This is a genomic window from Paraburkholderia caballeronis, from assembly GCF_900104845.1.
Lineage (GTDB): Bacteria > Pseudomonadota > Gammaproteobacteria > Burkholderiales > Burkholderiaceae > Paraburkholderia > Paraburkholderia caballeronis.
Genome location: NZ_FNSR01000001.1, coordinates 3,122,178 through 3,145,883 on the forward strand (window position 1 = coordinate 3,122,178; position 23,706 = coordinate 3,145,883).

Sequence of the window (23,706 nt, forward strand, 5' to 3'; positions counted from 1 at the left end):
TCCCCGCTGCGTCGGTGTTTTCCCCGACCGTCACGCGCGTTCGCCGCGCGGCGGCGCTGTATAGAATGATCAGGCATCACAACAAAAAGACCGTTCAGGTTCAGGAGACACCATGGCCAGTCCCGCGAATCACCTGCCCCATGCAGGCACGGGCGCGCCGCCGTCCGGCTTCGAGGAGGCGACCTATCGCAAGGTCGCGTGGCGGCTGATCCCGTTGTTGATGCTGTGTTACGTGGTCGCGTATCTGGACCGCGTGAACGTCGGTTTCGCGAAGCTGCAGATGAGCGCGTCGCTGAACCTGTCCGACGCGGTGTACGGCTTCGGCGCGGGCATCTTCTTCATCGGGTACTTCCTGTTCGAAGTGCCCAGCAACGTCATTCTTCATCGCGTCGGCGCGCGCGTGTGGATCGCGCGGATCATGGTCACGTGGGGCCTCGTGTCGATGCTGACGATGTTCGTCACCACGCCGACGATGTTCTACGTGATGCGCTTTCTGCTCGGCGTCTGCGAGGCGGGCTTCTTCCCCGGCATCATCCTGTACCTGACCTACTGGTATCCGGCGCACCGGCGCGGCCGCACGACGACGTGGTTCATGACCGCGATCGCGCTGTCCGGCGTGATCGGCGGCCCGCTGTCCGGCTGGATCCTGAAGGCGTTCGACGGCCTGAACGCGTGGCAGGGCTGGCAGTGGCTGTTCCTGCTCGAAGGAGTGCCGTCGGTGATCGTCGGCGTGCTGGTGTTCAGCGTGCTCGACGACCGCATCCGCGACGCGAAGTGGCTCAGCGCGGAAGAACGCGCGCTGCTGGAGCGCAACATCGCGGCCGAGGACGCAACGAAGGTCGATCCGCCGATCCGCACGGTGCTGACGAGCCCGCGCACGCTGCTGATGAGCCTCACGTACTTCTCGTTCGTGATGGGGCTGTACGGCGTGAGCTTCTGGCTGCCGACGATCATCAAGTCGACCGGCGTCACCGATTCGCTCACGATCGGCCTGCTGTCCGCGATCCCGTTCGCGGCCGCGGTGGTCGGCATGGTGCTGGTGGCTCGCAGCGCGGACCGGCGGCGCGAGCGGCGCTGGCACGTCGCGCTGCCGGCAGCGGCCGGCGCGCTCGGGCTCGTGCTGTCGGTCGCGTGGGCGCACGACACGACGCTCGCGATGGCCGCGCTGACGCTCGCGACGATCGGCATCCTGACGACGCTGCCGCTGTTCTGGAGCCTGCCGACCGCGTGGCTCGCGGGCACCGGCGCGGCGGCGGGGATCGCGCTGATCAACTCGATCGGCAATCTCGCCGGGTTCCTGAGTCCGTATGCGGTGGGCTGGCTCAAGCAGGCGACCGGCGCGAACGACTCGGGGATGTACCTGCTCGCGGCGTTCATGATCCTCGGCGGATTGCTCGCGCTCGGCGCGCCGCGGAAGCTGGTGAATCGCTGACGCGTCGAGGGCCTAGCCACGCAGGCGCGATTTGCACGCGCGGCGCGACGCGACGCAAAAGCCGGAACTGACCAGGCAGCCGCGCGCCCCGCTGCGGCCCTCGATTGCCCCCGCCGCCACGACGCACCGCCACGCCACAACAACGCGGACGCGCCGAAAGCGTTGCCGCCACCCCGACACGCAGCGCCGCGCGACCTCCACGACGAAAAACACCCCGGAAAGACCGGACCACAAGGTCCGTCCCTTCCGGGGTGCCTGGTTCGGCCAGTCGGCGCCCGCGCCTTCGCGAAACCTCGCGAAACCGGACCCGACCGCCGCCCGCTCAAACCACGTTCATCGACAGCGCGCTCTCGCGATAGTGCTCGGCCGCCTTCGCGCTGTCGCCCAGTTGCTCGTGCAGCCGCGCGAGCGCGCGATGCGTGCGGATCTTCAGCGGCTCGTTCTCCGCGATGTCGGCGGACTTCAGCGCGCCTTCGAGGAACGATTGCGCCTTGCCCCACAACTGCTGCTTCAGGCACAGGCGGCCGAGCGCGAACAGCAGGTCCGCGTCGTCCGGCCGCTCCTTGCGCCACGCCTCGGCCTTCTGGATCAGCGGCAGCGCGTCCGCGCCGGCCGTGTCCGGGTAACGGCGCAGCAGCCGCGCGTCCCAGTTCTGCGCGAGCGCCTCCTCGACGATCCTGCGCGCGTCCTGCGGACGGTCCAGCCCGATCAGCAGTTCGGCCGCGAGATCCGCGAGACGCGACGAGTGACGCTCGACCGGCGTCAGCGACTGCCACAGTTCGAGCAGCGCGTCCGGATTGTGACGCCGGTCGCGCAACAGGTTCTCCGCCGCCAGCTGGCGCAGCCGCACCGCGACCGCCGGATGCAGCGCCTCGCGCTTCTCCAGCAGTTTCACGAGCTTGAGCACCTCGCTCCAGTTCTTCAACTGCTGCTGCGCGCGCAGCGCGATCTGCTGCGCGTGGATGCGGCGGCCGCCCTGGGTGCGCATCTCGGTCAGCGCGGTCAGCGCGCCGTCCGCGTCGCGGCCGTCCGCGCGCATGTCGGCGGTCGCCATCAGGCGCGCTTCCTGCCAGTCCGCGTCGTCGATCTGTTCGAGCCAGTCGTCGCGGCGCGCGTACTCGTGCATCCGGTGCGCGGCGTTCGCGGCGATCAGCCCGGCCGCGCCCTTGTTGCGCTCGTCCGCGAGCGAGTCGCGCGCGGCCTTCTCGGCGCGCGAGAAGCGCCCCGCGTACAGGTTGCCGATCGCGTCGCGCAGCGCGTTATGCGCCTTCTCCGCGCGCGAGCGCGCCCGATACGCAGCGACCCGGCGCGGCATCGTCACGACGTTGCGCACGAAGCGCAGCAACGCATAGAGCAGGATGAACACGACCACCACGCCGACGATGAACAGGTTCAGCGACACGTCTACCCGATACGGCGGATAGACGAACAGCACCTGCCCCGCGTCGAAGCGGCCGAGCGTCGCGAGCACGACCGCAATCGCGAACAGGAAAGCGAGCCACAGGAGTCCACGGATCGCCATGTCTTACCCCCGGCTCCGGAACTGCCCGATCGCCTGCAGGCTCGTGTCGAGGTTCGGCAGCGCGACCGACGCCGACCCCGCGTTCACCTCCTTCAGCAGGTCGCGCACCGCCTGGGTCTCCTTCGACGCGTTGTCGAAGTAGCGCGCGAGCGCGCCGTCGGCGGCCGCGAGGTCCGCCTTCAGCGTCGCGTCGTTGCGCGACAGCAGCGACAGCCGCGCGGACAACAGCCGCAGCTTCACGTTCTCGCGCACGAAGTAACCCTGGTCCGGCGCGACCAGCATCGCGTCCGCGTTGTCGATGCGGCGCACCTGCACGAGGCTCGCGATCTGCTGGCCGATGCCCGTCGCGAACTGGTCGAGCCACGCCTTCCAGCGCGGCTCGCCGTTCGCCGCGGCGGTCTTCGCGACGTCGCCCGGCGCGGCCGCATGCGGCTTCGCGCGCGGCACCGGCGCCTCGCCGGCGAGCGGCAGCGCGTCGATGCGGCCGAGCGCGGTGTCGAGCTTGATCGCGAGGCCGGTCAGGTCGGTCGACGGCGTGGCCTTCAGCTTGTCGATGTCCTGCGCGATCGCCTTGCGCACGACGAGCGCCTGCGGGTTCGACGACCCGGCGAGGCGGTTGTCCGCGCTTTGCAGCGCGAACAGCGCAAGCTGCGTGTTGCCGGTCAGTTGAAGCTGCTCGCTCGCGCTCGACAGCATCTGGCCGACCTCCGCGAGCGTCCAGTCGTCGCGCGTTTTCGCGAGGTCCGCGTATTGCTGCGCGAGCGCCTGCTGCGACGTCTGCGCGTCGGTGAGCCGGCCTTCGAGCTGGGAGATGTGCGACTCGGTCGCCTGCACGCCCGCGAGCGTCTGCTCGGTGCGCGCGCGCAGCTGCGCCGTCTGCGCGTCGGCGGCCTGCTGGCGCGCGACGAGCTGCTGGCCGGCCTGGTCGATCTTGCGGTTCAGCAGGTAACCGCCGGTGCCGGACGCCGCCGCCACCAGCACGAGGACGACCCACAGCAGCGGACCGCCCGCGCCGCGCCGCGCGCGCTCGTTGCCGTACGGCACGCCGGGCGGCGGCGTCAGCGGCGGCGCGGATTCGCGCGAACCGGAAGAACGGGGCGACGCGCCGGACGGCGCGGCTGGCGGAGTTGGCGTGTTGCTGGCGTTGTTCGAATCAGTCATGCGAGAGTGTGCCGGCGCATGCGCCGGAGGGTTCTGAACCGGTTGAACAGCAGAGGAAGCAAGGCCCGACAGCGTCTGCACGATGCGCTCGTCGCCGGCGCCGGACACCGTAATCCTATCAAAACCCAAACCCCGCGCCGTTTCGGCGATCCGTGGATGGGGCGCGACCAGCGGCGCGTGCTTCAACTGCGCGATCTCGCCGGCGGTCAGGTGCTCGTGCGCGAGTTCTTCCAGATTGCGCACGCCCTCGGAACTGGTGACGAGCCACGCATGCGGCGCGCCCGCGAGCAGCGCGTGCACCTGCTGCCAGACGCCGATCGCCGGGTCGGGCACGACGCGCCGGTACGCGGCGACCGTCTCCACCTCGGCGCCCGCCTCGCGCAGCCGGTCCGCGAGCCATTCGCGGCCGCCGTCGCCGCGCACGATCAGCACGCGGCGGCCGTCCAGGCCGGTCGCGCCGAACGTCGCTTCGAGCGCCGCGTAGAGCGCCTCGGAGTCGAACCGCGCCGGCTCCTCGTCGGCCGGCACCGGCGGGCTGATCACGCGATGGTCGGGCGCGGCGACGCCGTGGCGCGCGAGCGCGGCGACGCTCGCCGGGCCGACGACCGCGACCGGCAGCGGATGCGGCCAGATCGACGACACCGACGCGTAACTCGCGAATGCGCGATCGACCGCGTTCGGCGACACGAACACGACGAGCGCATACCGGTCGAGTCCGTTCAGCGCGGCGCGCAGCGGCGCGTCGTCGTGGGCCGGCGCGATCGCGATCAGCGGGAAGTCGAGCGTGCGGATGCGCCGCGCGGCAAGCTGCGCGACGAGCGAATCGGACTGGCCGGCGGGACGGGTGACGACGACGGTGAACGGGGCGGCGGCGGTCGGTGCGGCAGTCGGCGTGGCGGATGCGCCTTCGGCCGCCATCGCGTCGCTGTCACGGCGGCCCTGGCCGTCGCGATTCTCGGGAGTCGGCGCGCCGGTCATCGCGCGTCCGGCGGCGTGTTCGGCGACGGCGCGGCGTCCGCGAGCGCGCGCACGATGTCGAGCGCGCCCTGCGCGATCAGCGCCTGCGACACCTCGCGGCCGAGTTCGATCGCGCTCGCGGTGTCGGTCGCGCGGGTCGAGCCGTCGGCGCGCAGCACGCGGCTCGCGTCCGGCGTCGCGATGCTGCCGCGCAGATGCAGCACGCCGTCGCGCCACTGCGCGTACGCGGCGAGCGGCACGGAACACGAGCCGCCGAGCGCGCGCGACACCATCCGCTCGGCCTCGACCGCGGCGGCCGTGCGCGGGTCGTGCAGCGGCGCGAGCCACGCGGCGACGTCGGCCCGGTCCGCGCGGATCTCGATGCCGAGCGCGCCCTGGCCCGCCGCCGGCAGGCTGTCGTCCGGTTCGAGCAGCGCGCGGATCCGCGCCCCGAGGCCAAGACGCTTGAGCCCGGCCGCCGCGAGGATGATCGCCGCGTAGTCGCCGCGATCGAGCTTCGCGAGCCGCGTGTCGAGATTGCCGCGCAGCGGCTTCACGCCGAGATGCGGGTAACGCGCGCGGATCATCGCCTCGCGCCGCAGGCTCGACGTGCCGACGACGCTGCCCGCCGGCAGCGCCGCGAGCGAGTCGTAGCCGTTCGACACGAACGCGTCGCGCGGGTCCTCGCGCTCCATGATCGCCGCGAGCGCGAAGCCGTCCGGCAGCTCCATCGGCACGTCCTTCAGCGAGTGCACCGCGAGGTCCGCGCTGCCGTCCGCGAGCGCGTTCTCCAGTTCCTTCACGAACAGGCCCTTGCCGCCGACCTTCGACAGCGTGCGATCGAGAATCTGATCGCCTCGCGTCGTCATTCCGGCAATTTTCACGTCGCAGGATGGATATAATTTGTGCAGCGCAGCTTGTACATGCTCTGCCTGCCACATCGCCAGCCGGCTTTCGCGCGAAGCGATCACCAGCGTGCGGGGCGTGGGCGCGGATAACGTCTCGGGGTTCATCGCAAGGACACGAAGGACGGGATCGAAAAAAACGGATTCGGATAACCGGCAATGGTAGCACGCGCCCCCAGGCGCCCCGGCGGCAACTGCCCGCCGCACGGGCCTCCCGGGCCGCCACAGGGCGCGCGGACGACAACGGGGAGACAGGCGCGAACCCTTCCGCGCGACCCTCGCGCGGCGTAGCATCGCCGGCGCGAACGGCCGCGCCGGCGGCATCGGGTGCGCGCCCGCGAGGCGCGTTTGCGCGGGTGTTCACCCGTTGCGTTCGTCGCGTTCGCTTCGCGCCGCGCCGCACACGGGAGACCTGCTTCCCGGGCGCGGCGCACTCCACGAAACGGCCGCGCACCGTGCCGGCCGCATCCGCGCGCGGCCGCTCCGCCGTCCGGCCCGCTGTCGCACCCGGCGCTCTTCCCTGCTCCACCCGCAGCACGTGCAGTCGGCAGTCTCTTTCGATTAACGGACATCCACTCCTGGCTTGCCTGAGGAAATCATCGTGAAGTCTTCCGGAACGGCGCGCTCCGAGCGCCGCAACAACGCATCGAAGAACGCCGCCGCGGCGAATCCGGCCGCCCCCGCCGACAAGGCGGACAAAGCCGGCAAGGCCGCGAGGCGCGCCGCCGCGACAGCCGACGCCGCGCACGCGGCGAACGGCAAAAAAGCGCCGAAACACGCGCGCAAGCAGGCGGACGCCGCAGGCGACGCGCTGCCGACGCCAACGGCGGACGCGAACGGCGCCAACGGCGTCAACGGCGCGACCCAACCCGCCGAAGCGCCGAAGCCCGCGAAAACGCAGAAACCCGCCGTGCCGCGCAACGGCCGCACGCGCGACGACAAGGACCAGCCGCTGTTCGAGGACATCCGCTTTCTCGGCCGCCTGCTCGGCGACGTGGTGCGCGAGCAGGAAGGCGACGCAGTGTTCGACGTCGTCGAGACGATCCGGCAGACCGCGGTGCGCTTTCGCCGCGAGGACGACCGCGCGGACGCGCTCGCGCTGGAGAAGCAGTTGCGTTCGCTGTCGCCGGAAGAGACGGTCAGCGTCGTGCGCGCATTCAGCTATTTCTCTCACCTCGCGAACATCGCCGAGGACCGCCACCGCAACCGCCGCCACCGGATCCACGACCTTGCCGGCTCCGTGCCGCAGCCCGGCACCGTCGCGCATTCGCTCGACCGGCTGGTCGAAGCGGGCGCGGCCGCGACGCCGCTGTTGCAGCAGTTCTTCAACGACGCGCTGATCATGCCGGTGCTGACCGCGCACCCGACCGAGGTGCAGCGCAAAAGCATCCTCGACGCGCAGCACGACATCGCGCGGCTGCTCGCGGAACGCGACCAGCCGCTCACGCAGCGCGAATTCGCGCACAACGAGGCGCTGCTGCGCGCGCGGGTCACGTCGCTGTGGCAGACGCGGATGCTGCGCGACGCGCGCCTCACCGTCGCGGACGAGATCGAGAACGCGCTGTCGTATTACCACACGACGTTCCTCACCGAGATTCCGGCGCTGTACGGCGAGATCGAAACCGCGCTGAAGGAGCACGGGCTGTCCGCGCGGCTGCCCGCGTTTTTCCAGATGGGCAGCTGGATCGGCGGCGACCGCGACGGCAATCCGAACGTGACCGCGCCGACGCTCGAACAAGCCAGCGAGCGCCAGGCGACCGTGATCTTCGAACATTACCTGGAAGAGGTGCACCGGCTCGGCGCGGAACTGTCGGTGTCGAACCTGCTGGCCGGCGCGAGCGACGCGCTGAAGGAACTCGCGGCCGCGTCGCCGGACCAGTCGCCGCACCGCGTCGACGAGCCGTACCGGCGCGCGCTGATCGGCATCTACACGCGGCTCGCGGCGAGCGCGCGGGTGCGGCTCGGCGAAGGCGTCGTGCGGGTGCGCAGCGCCGGGCGCGGCGCGGCGCCGGTGCGCGCGAAGCCGTATGCGGACGCCGCGGAATTCTCGCGCGACCTGCATCTGCTGATGGACTCGCTCGCGGAACATCACGGCGCGTCGCTCGCGACGCCGCGCCTCGCGCCGCTGACGCGCGCGGTCGACGTGTTCGGCTTCCACCTGGCGAGCATCGACCTGCGGCAAAGCTCGGACATCCATGAGGCGGTGATCGCCGAACTGCTCGCGCGCGCGGGCGTCGCGGGCGACTACGCGGCGCTCGCCGAGGACGACAAGCAGATCGTGCTGCTCGCGCAGCTTGCGGACGCGCGCCTGCTGCGCTCGCCGTATCTCGACTATTCGGACCTCGTGAAGAGCGAACTCGGCGTGCTCGAAATGGCGCGCGTGACGCGCGAGAAGTTCGGGCCGCGCGCGGTGCGCAACTACATCATCTCGCACACGGAGACGGTGTCCGACCTGCTCGAAGTGATGCTGCTGCAGAAGGAGACCGGCCTTTTGACCGGCCGCCTCGGCCACGCGGACGACCCGGCGAAGGCCGGCTTGATGGTGATCCCGCTGTTCGAGACGATCCCCGACCTGCGCAACGCGCCGCACATCATGCGCGACCTGCTCGCGCTGCCGGGCCTCGACGCGCTCGTCGAGCACCAGGGCAACGAACAGGAAGTGATGCTCGGCTACTCGGACAGCAACAAGGACGGCGGTTTTCTCACGTCGAACTGGGAGCTGTACCGCGCGGAACTGGCGCTGGTCGCGCTGTTCAACGACCGCGGGATCACGATGCGCCTGTTCCACGGACGCGGCGGCACGGTCGGACGCGGCGGCGGCCCGACCTACCAGGCGATCCTGTCACAGCCGCCCGGCACCGTCGACGGCCAGATCCGCCTGACCGAGCAGGGCGAGGTGATCGCGAGCAAGTTCGGCAATCCGGAGATCGGCCGCCGCAACCTCGAAACGGTGATCGCGGCGACGCTCGAAGCGTCGCTGCTGCCGGTCGGCGAGGCGGCGGGCCACGCGCCGGACCAGTTGCCGGCGTTCGAGGAAACGATGCAGCGGCTGTCCGACGCCGCGATGGCCGCGTACCGGTCGCTCGTCTATGAGACGCCCGGCTTCACCGACTACTTCTTCACCGCGACGCCGATCGCCGAGATCGCGGAACTGAACATCGGCAGCCGGCCCGCTTCGCGCAAGCTGCAAGACCCGAAGCACCGGAAGATCGAGGACCTGCGCGCGATTCCGTGGGGCTTCTCGTGGGGCCAATGCCGGCTGCTGCTGACCGGCTGGTACGGATTCGGCAGCGCGGTCGGCGCGTATCTCGACGAAGCGGGCAGCGACGCCGAACGCGCGCGCCGCGTCGCGCTGCTGAAGAAGATGCACAAGACCTGGCCGTTCTTCTCGAACCTGCTGTCGAACATGGACATGACGCTCGCGAAAACGGACCTCGCGGTCGCGTCGCGTTACGCGCAGCTCGTGTCGGACAAGAAGCTGCGCAAGCAGGTGTTCGAACGGATCGTCGGCGAGTGGGAGCGCACGACCCGCGTGCTCGACGAGATCACCGGCGCGAGCGGCCGGCTCGCGGACAACCCGCTGCTCGCGCGCTCGATCAAGAACCGCTTCCCGTACCTCGATCCGCTGAACCATTTGCAGGTGGAACTGATCAAGCGGCACCGCGCGGGCGACACCAACGCGCGCGTGCGGCGCGGGCTGCACCTGACGATCAACGGGATCGCGGCGGGGCTGCGCAATACGGGCTGACGCCCGGTTCGCTCCGGCGAACGACTCGTCGCCACGAACCGCGCCGCCTTCTGGCGGCGCGGTTTTTTGCGGCGACAGAAACGAACCGTCCGCTCAGTCCCTTCGCGTCGCGAAAATCTGCAACGCGTCGAGCTTGAAAGACCCGTCCGGCTGCACGTCGAAATACTGTCTCACCTCGTCCGGCGCGCGGTCCCACAGCGAGCGGATCGCGACGACGCGCTCGTGGGGCGTGCGCATCCGCGCGACCCACGGCCCGAACTCGATGCCGATCCGCCAGCGCTCGTCGATCCGCGCGTCGAAACCCGCTTCGTCCAGCATCGCGAGCCATTCGTTAGCGCGGTAGTCGCGCACGTGCGAGCCGTCGCGCAGCAGTTCGATCGCCTGGATGTGGGTGTCGTACAGCGGATCGTCGATGCCGGCGATGTCGATGAACATCAGCCGGCCGCCCGGCGTCAGCACGCGCCGCACCTCCGCGAGCGCGCGGCGCACGTCGCGCCAATGATGGGCGCTCATCCGGCTGATCGCCCAGTTGAACGACGCGTCCGCGAACGGCAGCGCCTCGGCCACGCCCTGCTGCGTGCGGATCGACGCGAGGCCGCGCTCCTTCGCGGCTTCGGCGACCGTCGCGAGCATTTGCGGCGCGAGATCGTAAGCGACCACTTCGCGCACGTGCGGCGCAACCGCGAAACTCGCGTGGCCCGCGCCGCAGCCCATGTCCAGCACCGTCGCGTTGCCGCAGGTGGCCGCGAACGTCGCCGCGAGCCGTTCCAGATCCGCGCCGGTCGCGTGCACGCGGCTCGTCAGATACGCGGCGGCGGTCGAGCCGAACGCGTCGGCAACCTGATCGTGATGCTTCATCGAATGCTCCTGTTGCGTCGCGAACCGCGCTGCGCGGACCGGCGACGCCGTAGGTGGGGGGAGACCGCGACGCACGGGGCGTCGCGGCGTTCGCAAACCGGGGCGGCCGATGCGACGGCCCCAACGCCGCATCAGCCGCTACAATAGAGCCCGCGCTGTACCAGTACAAGACAAGCAATCATTCTGGTATCCGCACCACCCGCCACGGTTCACCACGATTCGCCGCACCGCCATGACCACCTCATTCGACGCTGCCGACACGGCTTCGTCCGGCCCCGCGAAAACCCTCGACGCGACACCCGCGCGCGCGCTCGGCGAGTTCATCCGCGCGCATCGCGAGCGGCTGTCGCCGCAGGCGGTCGGGCTGCCGCCCGGCCCGCGCCGCCGCACGCCCGGCCTGCGCCGCGAGGAGGTCGCGCAGTTGTGCGGCGTGAGCCCCACCTGGTACACGTGGATCGAGCAGGGCCGGCCCGTGTCGGCTTCGGCGGACGCGCTCGCGCGGATCGCCGTCGCGCTGCAACTGTCGCGCGCCGAACGCGCGTATCTGTTCGAACTGGCCGCGCAGCGCGATCCGGCCGAGCCGGACCCGGCCGCCGCCGACGCGCCCGCGACGCTGCTGCAGACCGTGCAACTGGTCGATGCGCCGGCCTACGTGCTCGACCGCCAGTGGGACGCGCTCGCGTGGAACGCGCACGCGGCCGACCTGTTCACCGGCTGGCTCGACGGCGCGCACGACCGCAACCTGCTGCGCTTCACGTTCACCGAGCCGCTCGCGCGCGCGCTGATCGTCGATTGGGAAACGCGCGCGCGGCGGCTCTGCGCGGAGTTCCGCGCGGACTCGATCCGCCATCTGAACGACGCGCCGACCCGCACGCTGATCGATTCGCTGATCGCCGCGAGCGACGACTTCGCGCGGTTCTGGGCGTCGCAGGACGTCGGCGAGCGCGAAGGCGGCCGGCGCGAATTCAACCATCCGCGTCACGGTCCGCTCGCGTACGACCAGATCACGTTCAAGCCGGCGCATCGCGAGGATCTGAAGCTCGTCGTGCTCGTGCGGCTTTGACTGCGCGCGCCCATCCCCGAAACCCGACACAGCCCCGCCCCGCCAGCCGGCCGCCCGGTGCGCGGGTGGTAAAATCGCCGTCTGTTTCTGTTGCGCCGCCCGCGCGTCCCGCATGCGCGGCCGGCCGCCCAGCCACCGCTCACCGTTCACTGCCCCAACACCATGACGTCCCAACTGCACAAAAAAGGCGAAGCCTGGTCGGCTCGCTTCTCCGAGCCGATGTCGGAACTCGTCAAGCGCTATACGTCGTCCGTCTTCTTCGACAAGCGCCTCGCGTTCGTCGACATCGAAGGGTCGCTCGCGCACGCGTCGATGCTCGCCGCGCAGAAGATCATCGCCGGCGACGACCTCGCTGCGATCCAGCGCGGGATGGCGCAGATCAAGGGCGAAATCGAACGCGGCGAGTTCGAGTGGCAGCTCGACCTGGAGGACGTGCACCTGAACATCGAGGCGCGCCTGACCGCGCTGATCGGCGACGCGGGCAAGCGCCTGCACACCGGCCGCTCGCGCAACGACCAGGTCGCGACCGACATCCGGCTATGGCTGCGCGGCGAGATCGACCGGATCGGCGCACTGCTCGGCGACCTGCGCGGCGCGCTGCTCGACCTCGCGGACCAGCACGCGGCGACCATCCTGCCCGGCTTCACGCACCTTCAGGTCGCGCAGCCGGTCACGTTCGGCCACCACCTGCTCGCGTACGTCGAGATGTTCTCGCGCGACGCGGAGCGCCTCGTCGACTGCCGCAAGCGCGTGAACCGCCTGCCGCTCGGCGCGGCCGCGCTCGCCGGCACGAGCTATCCGATCGACCGTTTCGCGGTCGCGAAGACGCTCGGCTTCGACGGCATCTGCGCGAACTCGCTCGACGCGGTGTCCGACCGCGACTTCGCGATCGAATTCACGGCCGCGGCCGCGCTGGTGATGACGCACGTGTCGCGCTTCTCGGAAGAACTGGTGCTGTGGATGAGCCCGCGGGTCGGCTTCATCGATCTCGCGGACCGCTTCTGCACCGGCTCGTCGATCATGCCGCAGAAGAAGAACCCGGACGTGCCGGAACTCGCGCGCGGCAAGACCGGCCGCGTGAACGGCCATCTGATGGCGCTGCTGACGCTGATGAAGGGCCAGCCGCTCGCGTACAACAAGGACAATCAGGAAGACAAGGAGCCGCTGTTCGACACCGTCGACACGGTCGCGGACACGCTGCGCATCTTCGCGGAGATGGTCGCCGGCATCCGCGTGAAGCCGGACGCGATGCGCGCGGCCGCGTTGCAGGGTTTCTCGACCGCGACCGACCTCGCGGACTACCTGGTGAAGCGCGGGCTGCCGTTCCGCGACGCGCACGAGGCGGTCGCGCATGCGGTGCGGGTCTGCGTCGATCGCAACTGCGACCTCGCGGACCTGACGCTCGACGAGATGCGCGCCGAGTTGCCGGCGGTCGCGCAACTGCTCGGCGACGACGTGTTCGAGGTACTGACGCTCGAAGGCTCGGTCGCGAGCCGCAACCATCCGGGCGGCACCGCGCCGGAGCAGGTGCGCGCGGCGATCGCCGCCGCCCGCGCGGCGCTGAACGCGTCGAAATAAGCGCGCGGTCGTGATGGGCGCGCGCGCCGTGTCACGGCATGCGCGCGTCCGTCGATGCCCGAACGCGATGTGCGGGTTCGCGGCCGGCCCTGAAGGCCGGACCGCGTCGCCCGACGCCCCGCCGCCGACCGCCCCGCCCCCCGCAACCGCCGATTCGTGATCCGATGATTGTCCGCCCCCGTCTCCACTGGTTCCGGATGCTGCTCGCGTGGCACGGCTCCGTGCTGCCGCAGCTGCTGCCGCGCCTCTTTCTCGTGCTGTGCCTGTCGATCGTCGCGGTCGCGTCGCACGACCACATCCTGCGGATCACCGTGAACCTGAGCACGGTGCCGTTCTCGCTGATCGGCATCGCGCTCGCGGTGTTCCTCGGCTTTCGCAACAACGCGAGCTACGACCGCTACTGGGAAGGCCGCAAGCTGTGGGGCCAGTTGCTGAACGAGTCGCGCTCGCTGGTGCGCCAGGCGCAGACGCTCGCGCCGAACGGCGGCGTGACGCCGCGCGTGCGCGAGTTAGTCAACGTGCTGTGCGCGCTGCCGCATGCGCTGCGCCATCAGTTGCGCGGCACCGATCCGCGCGACGACCTCGCAAGGCATCTGCCGCCCGCGCTGCTGGACCGCGTGATGGCATCGCGCTTCCGGCCCGCGACGCTGCTGCTGTGCGCCTCCGAATGGGTCCAGCGCGGGGTGCAGCTCGAACCGCGCGACCAGCGGATCGACGGCTGGGCCGTGGTCGCGTTCGAGCGCAACCTGAACGGACTGTCGGATGTGATCGGCGGCTGCGAGCGGATCGTGTCGACGCCGCTGCCGTTCGCGTACACGGTGATGATCCACCGGACCGTCTATTTCTTCTGCGCGCTGCTGCCGTTCGGGCTCGTCGACAGCATCGGCTGGCTCACGCCGGTGTTCGCGGTGTTCGTCGCGTATGCGTTCATGGCGCACGAGGCGATCGCCGCGCAGATCGAGGACCCGTTCGGCACCGAGGACAACGACCTCGCGCTCGGCGTGATGTCCACGGGGATCGAGGTCGCGCTGCACGACCTGATCGGCGACCCGACGACCGTCGACACGACGCCTCCCGGCAAGCGGACGGTTCTGCTGTAGAACACCGTGCGTGCCGGCTGGCGAGAGGTGCGAAGGCCGCTTCACGCGGCCTTTTTTGCGCGGATTGACGCGTCGTGAGCGACGTGAGCGACATGAACGACGCGGCACGGGCCGGATTCTGCCGATAAAACCGATCGAAAAGCGATGACGGCAGCGGTCGCCGCTCGCGCGCGCAGGTCAACGCCACGCCCGCCCAGCGCGGCTGACAGACCGGGCAGCCCGCCGCCCGCTAGTGATTCCCGACCGTCTCCGATAACCGCTTCAGCGTCGCGAGCCGCGCGCCGAGCAGGTCGAGCCGCGCGTGTTCGTCGATCAGCGGCGTCGTCGCGTCGCGGTAAGCGCGCCATGCGCTCTGCGCGCGCACGAGCGTCGGCCGCGAATGCGCGGGCATCCGCGCGGAGAGCCGGCGATAGTAGCGGTTCAGGTCATAGGTCGCGTGCTCGCAGCGCGCGTCGGCCGAACACGCCCGCGCGCGCGGCGCACGCTGCCCCGGCGCCATCTGCGCAAGCTGCGCGCGCAGCGCGAGCGCACGGTCGCGCACCGGCTGCAAACGCATGTCCGCTTCGTAGATCACGTACATCGACCCGCTCGTCGTCGCGAACACCGCGCCGAGCATCGGGTCCTCCGCATCGCGCCACGCGCCCCAGCGCTGCTGGCTCGTCTGCCAGCGGCGCTTCTGCGCGGCCGGCAGCTTCGCGAGCAGTTGCGCGAGCGCGGTGTCGGCCGCGCCGCGCCACGAAGCGCGCGCCTCGTCCATGCACTGCACCTGGCCCGCGGTCGACGAGCGGTCCGCGCGCGCGAGACACGCGCGCATCGCGGTGTCGATCGGATCGGCCGCCGCGACGTCCGCGTGCGCGGCGCCCGCGCCCGTCAGCCACGCGGCCGCCAGCACGGCAGCGGCGGCCCAGCGGCGGGACAGGCGGGTCGTCCAGGGCTTCATCGCGGTCAGTCGCGCACGCAGTCCACGAAGTACTCGATGCGGCCGTTGATCATCTCGCCGACGAGCCCGTGGATGTCCGTGTGGAAGCCGGGGAAACGCTCGTTGAACTCGCGCGCGAAACGCAGGTAGTTCACGATCGTCCGGTTGAACCGCTCGCCCGGGATCAGAAGCGGGATGCCCGGCGGATACGGCGTCAACAGGATCGACGTCACGCGGCCTTCGAGTTCGTCGATCGGCACGCGGTCGATCTCGCGGTGCACGAGCTTCGCGTACGCGTCGGACGGCTTCATCGCCGGCTCCATGTCGGACAGGTACATCTCGGTCGTCAGGCGCGCGATGTCGTTCGCGCGGTACACGCTGTGGATCTGCTGGCACAGGTCGCGCAGGCCGATGCGCTCGTATGCCGGATGCTGCGCCACGAACTCGGGCAGCACGCGCCACAGCGGCTGGTTGTTGTCGTAGTCGTCCTTGAACTGCTGGAGTTCGGTGACCATCGAGTTCCAGCGGCCCTTCGTGATGCCGATCGTGAACATGATGAAGAACGAGTACAGCCCGGTCTTCTCGACGATGATCCCGTGCTCGGCCAGATACTTCGTGACGATCGCGGCCGGAATCCCGTGTTCGCCGAACTCGCCGTCCACGTCGAGGCCCGGCGTCACGATCGTCGCCTTGATCGGGTCGAGCATGTTGAAGCCTTCGGCCAGCTTGCCGAAGCCGTGCCAGCGGTCGTTCGGGCGCAGCATCCAGTCGTCGCGCGAGCCGATGCCCTCCTCGGCCAGCTCCTCCGGACCCCACACCTGGAAGAACCAGTCGTCGCCGTACTCGGCATCGACCTTGCGCATCGCGCGGCGGAAGTCGAGCGCCTCCGCGATCGACTCCTCGACGAGCGCGGTGCCGCCCGGCGGCTCCATCATCGCGGCCGCGACGTCGCACGACGCGATGATCGCGTACTGCGGGCTCGTCGACGTGTGCATCAGGTACGCCTCGTTGAAGCGATGGCGGTCGAACGTGCTGTTCTCCGAATCCTGCACGACGATCTGCGACGCCTGCGAGATGCCCGCGAGCAGCTTGTGCGTCGAGTGCGTCGCGAACACCAGCGCGCCGGTGCGCGGACGGTCCGCGCCGATCGCGTGCATGTCCTGGTAGAACGAGTGGAACTCCGCGTGCGGCAGCCACGCTTCGTCGAAGTGCAGCGTGTCGAGCAGGTCGCCGAGCAGGTCCTTGATCATCTCGACGTTGTACACGACGCCGTCGTACGTGCTCTGCGTGATCGTCAGGATGCGCGGCTTCAGGTTCGGGTTCTTCGCGAGCGCCTCGCGCGCGAACGGATTCGCCTCGATCTTGCGGCGGATGTTCTCCGGCTTGAACTCGTCGCGCGGAATCGGGCCGATGATGCCGAAGTTGTTGCGGGTCGGCGTGAGGAACACCGGGATCGCGCCGGTCATCGTAATCGCGTGCAGGATCGACTTGTGGCAGTTGCGGTCCACCAGCACGACGTCGCCGGGCGCGACCGTCGCGTGCCAGACGATCTTGTTCGACGTGGACGTGCCGTTCGTCACGAAGAACACGTGGTCCGCGCTGAAGATGCGCGCCGCGTTGCGCTCCGACGCCGCGACCGGGCCGGTGTGGTCGAGCAGCTGGCCGAGTTCGTCGACCGCGTTGCAGACGTCCGCGCGCAGCATGTTCTCGCCGAAGAACTGGTGGAACATCTGGCCGAGCGGGTTCTTCAGGAACGCGACGCCGCCCGAGTGCCCCGGGCAGTGCCACGAGTACGAGCCTTCGTCCGCGTACTGCACCAGCTCCTTGAAGAACGGCGGCGCGAGCGCGTCCAGATAGACCTTCGCCTCGCGGATGATGTGGCGCGCGACGAACTCCGGCGTGTCCTCGAACATGTGGATGAAGCCGTGGAGTTCGCGCAGCACGTCGTTCGGCAGATGGCGCGAGGTGCGCGTCTCGCCGTACAGGAAGATCGGGATGTCCGCGTTGCGGCGGCGCACCGCCTCGACGAACGCGCGCAGCGCGACGATCGCGGGCGCGTCGTCCGGCGCGACGCTGTCCGAGCCGTCGACGTACGGCAGCAGTTCGTCGTCGTCGATCGACAGGATGAAGCACGACGCGCGGCTCGACTGCTGCGCGAACGACGTGAGGTCGCCGTAGCTCGTCAGCCCGAGGACTTCCACGCCTTCCTTCTCGATCGCTTCCGCGAGCGCCCGGATGCCGGAGCCCGAGATGTTTTCGGAGCGGAAATCTTCGTCGATGATGACGACGGGAAAACGAAACTTCATGGGCGATTCTCCAAAAAGAACGACCGCTGCTTCTGATGCGCAGCGGTCACCCGGAATGCTGGTGTGTCAGTGCGCAGCGCGCGTCACGTCTTCGGCAGCGTGACGCCGTGCTGCCCCTGGTATTTGCCGCCGCGGTCCGCGTAGGACACCTCGCAGACCTCGTCGCTTTCGAAGAAGAGCACCTGCGCGACGCCCTCGTTCGCGTAGATTTTCGCAGGCAATGGTGTCGTATTCGAGAATTCGAGCGTCACGTAGCCCTCCCATTCGGGCTCGAACGGCGTCACGTTCACGATGATCCCGCAGCGCGCATAGGTGGACTTGCCGAGGCAGACCGTCAGCACGGTGCGCGGAATCCGGAAGTATTCGACGGTGCGCGCGAGCGCGAACGAGTTCGGCGGGATGATGCAGACGTCGCCCTTGAAGTCGACGAACGACTTCTCGTCGAAATTCTTCGGATCGACGATCGTCGAGTTGATGTTCGTGAAGATCTTGAATTCGTCCGCGCAGCGGATGTCGTAGCCGTAGCTCGACGTGCCGTAGCTGACGATCTTGCGGCCGTCCTCCGACGTGCGGACCTGATCGCGCACGAACGGCTCGATCATCTTGTGCTGTTCGGCCATGCGCCGGATCCACTTGTCGGATTTGATTGCCATGTTGGTCGCTGCGTGACGGATAGGAAAGGTGAGCCGCTGCGGCGCGGCCCGCCTGCAAGGAGAGGGCCGGCGGCGCGCCGCGTTCGGGAACGCGAAAGGCGCCATTTTACGCGATATGGATCGCCGTGCCGCCAGTCTGCGCGGGCCGCCCGGCGAGCCGCCCGCTTCACGCCCGAGGACGTCGCCAGAAGCGCCGGCGAGCGCGGCGCTCACTGCTGGCGGATCACGCCGCACGCGAGCGCGGTGCCGGTGCCGCGCTGCGGATACGCATACGGATCGATTGCGTCGCGGTGGACGATCACCGCGCGTTGCAGCACCGAGCGGATGCCGTCGAGCGACACGTCCGGCGCGACGAGGAAGCCGGTCGCGACGCCGGTCGAATCCGCGTGGATGTTGCCGAGGTCGCCCTCGACGCGCGCGCCGGCGCGCAGCCGCTCGGCGGCTGGCGAAAACACCGGGCCGGCGCTCGACGCGTCGGCGGCATTGCAGTCGCCGCGCTCGTGGATCTGCAGCGCGTGGTCGCTGTCCGGCGGCAGCGAGGTCAGGCTGTAGCTCACCTGGACGCCGTCGGAGCGTTCGATGAAGGTCACGGTGCCGGTCGCCTGGTTGCCGACAGTGGGCAGCAGTTGCGCGTCGGCGCGCTTCTCCTGCGGCCGCAGAAAGCTGCTGCATCCGCCGAGCAGCGCGCACGCGGCCGCTCCCACGACGAATGCAAGCGCTATCTGCCTGTCGATTCCCTTTCCCATTCGATCCTCTTGCCGGCCGGCCGCGTCGTGCGCGGCCGTCGTGCGGTGCCGATGAAGCCGACATGATACCGCGCGCCACGCGCTGCGCCGCGTCTGCGAGCCGCTTCGCGCGGCGGCGCGGCCGCCTCCTCAGGTGTTCTGCACGACGATGCTCGGGAACTTCGACGTCATGTCGCGCGCGCGCTCCGCGATCTGCACCGCGACGCGACGCGCGATCGCGCGATACGCATGCGCAATGCGGCCGTCCGGGTCCGCGACGACGGTCGGGCGGCCCGCGTCGGCCTGCTCGCGAATGCCGATGTCGAGCGGCAGGCTGCCGAGCACCTCGACGCCGTATTCGCGGCTCATCCGCTCCGCGCCGCCGGTGCCGAACACGTGCTCCTCGTGGCCGCAGTTCGAGCAGATGTGCACGGCCATGTTCTCGACGATGCCGAGGATCGGAATGCCGACCTTCTCGAACATCTTGAGGCCCTTCTTCGCATCGAGCAGCGCGATGTCCTGCGGCGTCGTCACGATCACCGCGCCGGTCACCGGCACGCGCTGCGCGAGCGTCAGCTGGATGTCGCCGGTGCCGGGCGGCATGTCGACGACCAGGTAGTCGAGATCGCGCCAGTTCGTCTGACGCAGCAGCTGTTCGAGCGCGGACGTCGCCATCGGGCCGCGCCACACCATCGGGTTGTCCTGCTCGATCAGGAAACCGATCGAATTCGCCTGCACGCCGTGGCCGGTCATCGGGTTCATCGATTTGTCATCCGGCGACTCCGGGCGGCCCTCGATGCCCAGCATCATCGGCAGCGACGGGCCGTAGATGTCCGCGTCCAGCAGGCCGACCGACGCGCCCTCGGCCGCGAGCGCGAGCGCGAGATTCACGGCGGTCGTGCTCTTGCCGACGCCGCCCTTGCCGGATGCCACCGCAACGATGTTCTTCACGTTCGGCAGCAGCTTCACGCCGCGCTGCACCGTATGCGCGGCGATGTCCTGCCGCACCGAGACGCGGCTTTCCGACACGCCCGGCACCGCGGCGAGCGCCGCCTCGACCTGCTGGCGCACCGTGCCGAACAGGCTCTTCGCCGGATAGCCGAGCACGATCTCGACGCCGACGGCGCCGCCGTCGACCGTCACGTTGCGCACGCCCTTGTCGGCTGCATAAGGGCGGCCGGTGGTGGGATCCGTCAGCGCCGCAAGTGCGGCGTCGACCAAGGCCCGATCTAAGCTCATCGTTACTCCGTGGGGGGATGCAGGCGGCGCGATAGCGACCGCCCGGTCGTCCTCACGCCTTAAATGGAAAGAAATTGTTAAGCTGGATTGCGTAAATCCTGTCTGCAAGGCACGCTTCGCGGCAGCAGGCTCGCCCGACCCTCGCCGGGTGCCCTCGCCGGTCACGCAACCACCGGGCGCGCGCCTCATGCCGCCATTGTAGTGGCTGGCGGCGCACGCCGCCCGAAGACCCTCGGCGCTGTCGGGGCTGCTGGGAATCCACCGTGTGGTAGTCGTCCTGTTCACTCAAGAGAGGAATTCAAAATGAACACAAGAATCATGACCCGCCTGTCCGTGTTCGCTGTCGCCGGCGCCCTCGTCGCCGGCTGCGCGAGCCAGCAAGGCACCAACACCGCCGTCGGCACCGGCGTCGGCGCCGGTACCGGCGCGGCGCTCGGCGCGATCTTCGGCGGCGGCAAGGGTGCGGCGATCGGCGCCGGCGCCGGCGCGCTGGTCGGCGGCATCACCGGCTACAACTGGCAGGCGATCCGCAACCGCCTGTCGGGCGCGACGCAGGGCACCGGCACGCAGATCACCGAGCAGCCGGACGGCTCGCTGAAGCTGAATATCCCGAGTTCCGTCACGTTCGATACGAACAGCTACGCGATCAAGCCGTCGTTCGCGCCGGTGCTCGACCAGGTCGCGCAGACGCTGCAGCAGAATCCGGAAGTCATCGCGCAGGTCGTCGGCCATACCGACAGCACCGGCCAGCCGGCGTACAACCAGACGCTGTCGGTGAACCGCGCGCAGAGCGTCGTGAACTACCTCGCGCAACGCGGGGTCGCGTCGCAGCGCCTGTCGGCGGAAGGCCGCGGCGACACGCAGCCGGTCGCGGACAACAGCACCGAAGCCGGCCGCGCGCAGAACCGCCGCGTCGAGATCTATCTGCGCGCGACCGCGCAGCACCAGCAGTAACGACAGACGCCGCCGGTCGAGCCCCGGCGGCGGGAAGTGGCGCGGCGCACTCGCCGATGCGTTCGGCGGCGCGCCGCGCCATGCGGAAAACGGTGACGGAAAACCGTCCTGGACGGCGGCGATGCCGCCCGGCCGGCCCGGAAAATGGGCGCCGAACGATTTCGCAGGGCAATCGAAAAAATTTTCGAACTCTCCCGGAAATCCGCTGTCTTTCAGTACGGTACGTGGCTGGCGAAGCCGCCGCGTCACCATTCTCCTCTTGTCGTTGTTGCTCCGGGGCTACCGCCCCGGTTTTTTTTGGCCGCGCGTTTCGTGGCGCCGCCAGCCCGCCGACGAGGCCGCCGTCCCCGCCCGCCGCCCCGTCCCGCGCCGGACGCTGCGCGGGGCCGCCCTGCTAGAATCGCAGTTTCGTCCTCCCGCAACACTGGAAATCCCCCAGACATGTCAGCACCCGCCACCGACCTCCGTGCCGCCGGCGCGCCGCAGGGCCGCCGCCAGATTCTCGTCACGTCTGCCCTGCCCTATGCGAACGGGCAAATCCATATCGGCCATCTGGTCGAATATATCCAGACGGACATCTGGGTCCGCGCGCTGCGAATGCACGGGCACGAGGTCTATTACGTCGGGGCCGACGACACGCACGGCACGCCGGTCATGCTGCGCGCCGAAAAGGAAGGGATCACGCCGCAGCAGCTGATCGCGCGCGTCTGGCAGGAGCACAAGCGCGACTTCGACAGCTTCGGGATCTCGTTCGACAACTACTACTCGACCGATTCGGCAGAGAACCGCGAGTTGTCCGAGTCGGTGTACACCGCGCTGCGCGACGCCGGGCTGATCGAAACCCGCGACATCGAGCAGGCGTACGACCCGGTCCGGAACATGTTCCTGCCGGACCGCTTCATCAAGGGCGAGTGCCCAAAATGTGGCGCGAAGGACCAGTACGGCGACAGCTGCGAAGTCTGCGGCTCGACGTACCAGCCGACCGACCTCGTGAACCCGTACTCGGTCGTCTCGGGCGCGACGCCGGTCCGCAAGACCTCGACGCACTACTTCTTCCGCCTGTCCGACCCACGCTGCGAGAACTTCCTGCGCGCCTGGGTCAGCGGCCTCGCGCAGCCCGAAGCGACGAACAAGATGCGCGAATGGCTCGGCGAGCCGGGCGAAGCGAAGCTCGCGGACTGGGACATCTCGCGCGACGCGCCGTACTTCGGCTTCGAGATTCCGGGCGCGCCGGGCAAGTATTTCTACGTGTGGCTCGATGCGCCGGTCGGCTACTACGCGAGCTTCAAGAACCTGTGCGACCGGCTCGGCCTCGATTTCTACGCGTGGGTGAAGCCGGGTTCGAAGACCGAGCAGTACCACTTCATCGGCAAGGACATCCTGTACTTCCACACGCTGTTCTGGCCGGCGATGCTCGAATTCTCCGGCCACCGCACGCCGACCAACGTGTTCGCGCACGGGTTCCTGACGGTGGACGGCGCGAAGATGTCGAAGTCGCGCGGCACGTTCATCACCGCGCAGAGCTACGTCGACACCGGCCTCAACCCCGAGTGGCTGCGCTATTACTTCGCCGCGAAGCTGAACGGCACGATGGAAGACCTCGACCTGAATCTGGAGGACTTCCAGGCGCGCGTGAACAGCGACCTCGTCGGCAAGTACATCAACATCGCGAGCCGCGCGGCGGGTTTCCTGAGCAAGCGTTTCGACGGCCGCGTGCAGGACAGCGCGATGCAGCATCCGCTCCTCGTCGCGCTGCGCGTCGCGATCCCGCAGATCGCCGCGCACTACGAGGCGCGCGACTACGGCCGCGCGCTGCGCCAGACGATGGAACTCGCGGATGCGGTGAACGGCTACGTCGACACCGCGAAGCCGTGGGACCAGGCGAAGGATCCCGCGAACGCAGTCGCGCTGCACGAGACCTGCACCGTGAGCATCGAGGCGTTCCGGCTGCTGTCGCTCGCGTTGAAGCCGGTGCTGCCGACGCTCGCGGCCGCCGTCGAGGCGTTCCTGTCGATCGAGCCGCTGCAGTGGTCGCACGCGGACACGCCGCTGTCGTCGCAGCAGCCGATCACCGCGTACAAGCATCTGATGACGCGCGTCGATCCGAAACAGATCGACGCACTGCTCGCCGCGAACCGCGAATCGCTGCAGGCGACAGAAGCCGCCGCGCCGGCCGACGCCGCATCGAAGGCGAAGGCCAAGGCCGCCGCGAAGGACGCGGGCAAGAACGATGACGGCGCATCCGACACGATCTCGATCGACGACTTCGCGAAGATCGATCTGCGCATCGCGCTGATCGTCGACTGCAACGTCGTCGAGGGCTCGGACAAGCTGCTGCAACTGACGCTCGACGTCGGCGAGGGCCGCACCCGCAACGTGTTCTCCGGCATCCGTTCCGCGTACAGGCCGGAAGACCTGAAGGGCAAGTTCACGGTGATGGTCGCGAACCTCGCGCCGCGCAAGATGAAGTTCGGCGTGTCCGAGGGAATGGTGCTCGCGGCGTCGGCCGCCGACGAGAAGGCCGAACCGGGCCTCTACATCCTCGAACCGCACAGCGGCGCGAAACCGGGCATGCGCGTGCGCTGA

At 69.4% G+C, this 23,706-nt stretch carries 16 protein-coding genes; 7 read left to right on the plus strand and 9 right to left on the minus strand.

The features are described from left to right. Nucleotides 1–112 precede the first annotated feature (112 nt). Nucleotides 113–1,432, plus strand: coding sequence for an MFS transporter (locus BLV92_RS13950; protein ID WP_090545789.1), 1,320 nt, complete (start codon nt 113–115; stop codon nt 1,430–1,432). 322 nt (nt 1,433–1,754) lie between these two features. On the opposite strand, the gene BLV92_RS13955 is transcribed toward BLV92_RS13950, so the two are convergent. The 3 genes from BLV92_RS13955 to hemC are packed head-to-tail and all read right to left on the minus strand — an operon-like array spanning nt 1,755 to nt 6,085. Then, entirely contained in the window at nt 1,755–2,954 is a 1,200-nt protein-coding gene (locus tag BLV92_RS13955) for a heme biosynthesis protein HemY (protein ID WP_090545791.1), read from the minus strand. Nucleotides 2,955–2,957: 3 nt separating this feature from the next. Then, nucleotides 2,958–5,033: a fused uroporphyrinogen-III synthase HemD/membrane protein HemX gene (gene hemDX / locus BLV92_RS13960; RefSeq protein ID WP_090547089.1), complete on the minus strand. Its 2,076-nt coding sequence runs from the start codon at nt 5,031–5,033 to the stop codon at nt 2,958–2,960. Nucleotides 5,034–5,089: 56 nt separating this feature from the next. Continuing rightward, a complete protein-coding gene (gene hemC, locus BLV92_RS13965) occupies nt 5,090–6,085 on the minus strand; it encodes a hydroxymethylbilane synthase (protein ID WP_090545793.1) in 996 nt (331 codons plus the stop codon). Nucleotides 6,086–6,578: 493 nt separating this feature from the next. Here hemC and ppc point away from each other — a divergent pair, with 493 nt between their 5' ends. Further along, nucleotides 6,579–9,725 (plus strand): phosphoenolpyruvate carboxylase, encoded by a 3,147-nt coding sequence (gene ppc, locus BLV92_RS13970; protein ID WP_090547091.1) that lies wholly within the window; start codon nt 6,579–6,581, stop codon nt 9,723–9,725. A 93-nt stretch (nt 9,726–9,818) separates the two neighbouring features. On the opposite strand, the gene BLV92_RS13975 is transcribed toward ppc, so the two are convergent. Further along, nucleotides 9,819–10,583, minus strand: a complete 765-nt coding sequence (locus BLV92_RS13975) for a class I SAM-dependent methyltransferase (RefSeq protein ID WP_090545794.1) — start codon at nt 10,581–10,583, stop codon at nt 9,819–9,821. A 232-nt stretch (nt 10,584–10,815) separates the two neighbouring features. On the opposite strand from BLV92_RS13975, the gene BLV92_RS13980 reads away from it, so the two are divergent. The 3 genes from BLV92_RS13980 to BLV92_RS13990 all read left to right on the plus strand — a co-directional run bounded on the left by BLV92_RS13980 (nt 10,816) and on the right by BLV92_RS13990 (nt 14,324). After that, complete coding sequence (locus tag BLV92_RS13980) at nt 10,816–11,646, plus strand: helix-turn-helix transcriptional regulator (RefSeq protein ID WP_090545796.1); 831 nt, start codon at nt 10,816–10,818, stop codon at nt 11,644–11,646. Nucleotides 11,647–11,808: 162 nt separating this feature from the next. Next, on the plus strand, nt 11,809–13,224 hold the full coding sequence (gene argH, locus BLV92_RS13985) for an argininosuccinate lyase (RefSeq protein ID WP_090545798.1): 1,416 nt from the start codon (nt 11,809–11,811) through the stop codon (nt 13,222–13,224). A gap of 164 nt (nt 13,225–13,388) precedes the next feature. After that, the gene (locus BLV92_RS13990) at nt 13,389–14,324 is read left to right on the plus strand and encodes a bestrophin family protein (RefSeq protein WP_090545800.1); all 936 of its coding nucleotides are present in this window, start codon (nt 13,389–13,391) and stop codon (nt 14,322–14,324) included. Between the two features lie 229 nt (nt 14,325–14,553). Here BLV92_RS13990 and BLV92_RS13995 read toward each other — a convergent pair whose 3' ends face one another. The 5 genes from BLV92_RS13995 to apbC all read right to left on the minus strand — a co-directional run bounded on the left by BLV92_RS13995 (nt 14,554) and on the right by apbC (nt 20,166). Beyond that, complete coding sequence (locus BLV92_RS13995) at nt 14,554–15,264, minus strand: lysozyme inhibitor LprI family protein (RefSeq protein WP_090545802.1); 711 nt, start codon at nt 15,262–15,264, stop codon at nt 14,554–14,556. Nucleotides 15,265–15,269: 5 nt separating this feature from the next. Continuing rightward, nucleotides 15,270–17,549, minus strand: coding sequence for an arginine/lysine/ornithine decarboxylase (locus tag BLV92_RS14000; protein ID WP_090545804.1), 2,280 nt, complete (start codon nt 17,547–17,549; stop codon nt 15,270–15,272). 83 nt (nt 17,550–17,632) lie between these two features. Continuing rightward, on the minus strand, nt 17,633–18,202 hold the full coding sequence (gene dcd, locus BLV92_RS14005) for a dCTP deaminase (protein ID WP_090545806.1): 570 nt from the start codon (nt 18,200–18,202) through the stop codon (nt 17,633–17,635). 209 nt (nt 18,203–18,411) lie between these two features. Further along, nucleotides 18,412–18,948, minus strand: a complete 537-nt coding sequence (locus BLV92_RS14010; protein ID WP_090545808.1) for a superoxide dismutase family protein — start codon at nt 18,946–18,948, stop codon at nt 18,412–18,414. Nucleotides 18,949–19,077: 129 nt separating this feature from the next. Beyond that, on the minus strand, nt 19,078–20,166 hold the full coding sequence (gene apbC, locus BLV92_RS14015) for an iron-sulfur cluster carrier protein ApbC (RefSeq protein WP_090545810.1): 1,089 nt from the start codon (nt 20,164–20,166) through the stop codon (nt 19,078–19,080). 303 nt (nt 20,167–20,469) lie between these two features. Between apbC and BLV92_RS14020 the strand changes: the two genes are divergently transcribed. Both BLV92_RS14020 and metG read left to right on the plus strand, forming a co-directional pair. Next, nucleotides 20,470–21,120 (plus strand): YiaD family glycine zipper/OmpA-like lipoprotein, encoded by a 651-nt coding sequence (locus BLV92_RS14020; RefSeq protein WP_090545812.1) that lies wholly within the window; start codon nt 20,470–20,472, stop codon nt 21,118–21,120. A gap of 441 nt (nt 21,121–21,561) precedes the next feature. Beyond that, nucleotides 21,562–23,706, plus strand: coding sequence for a methionine--tRNA ligase (gene metG, locus BLV92_RS14025; protein ID WP_090545814.1), 2,145 nt, complete (start codon nt 21,562–21,564; stop codon nt 23,704–23,706).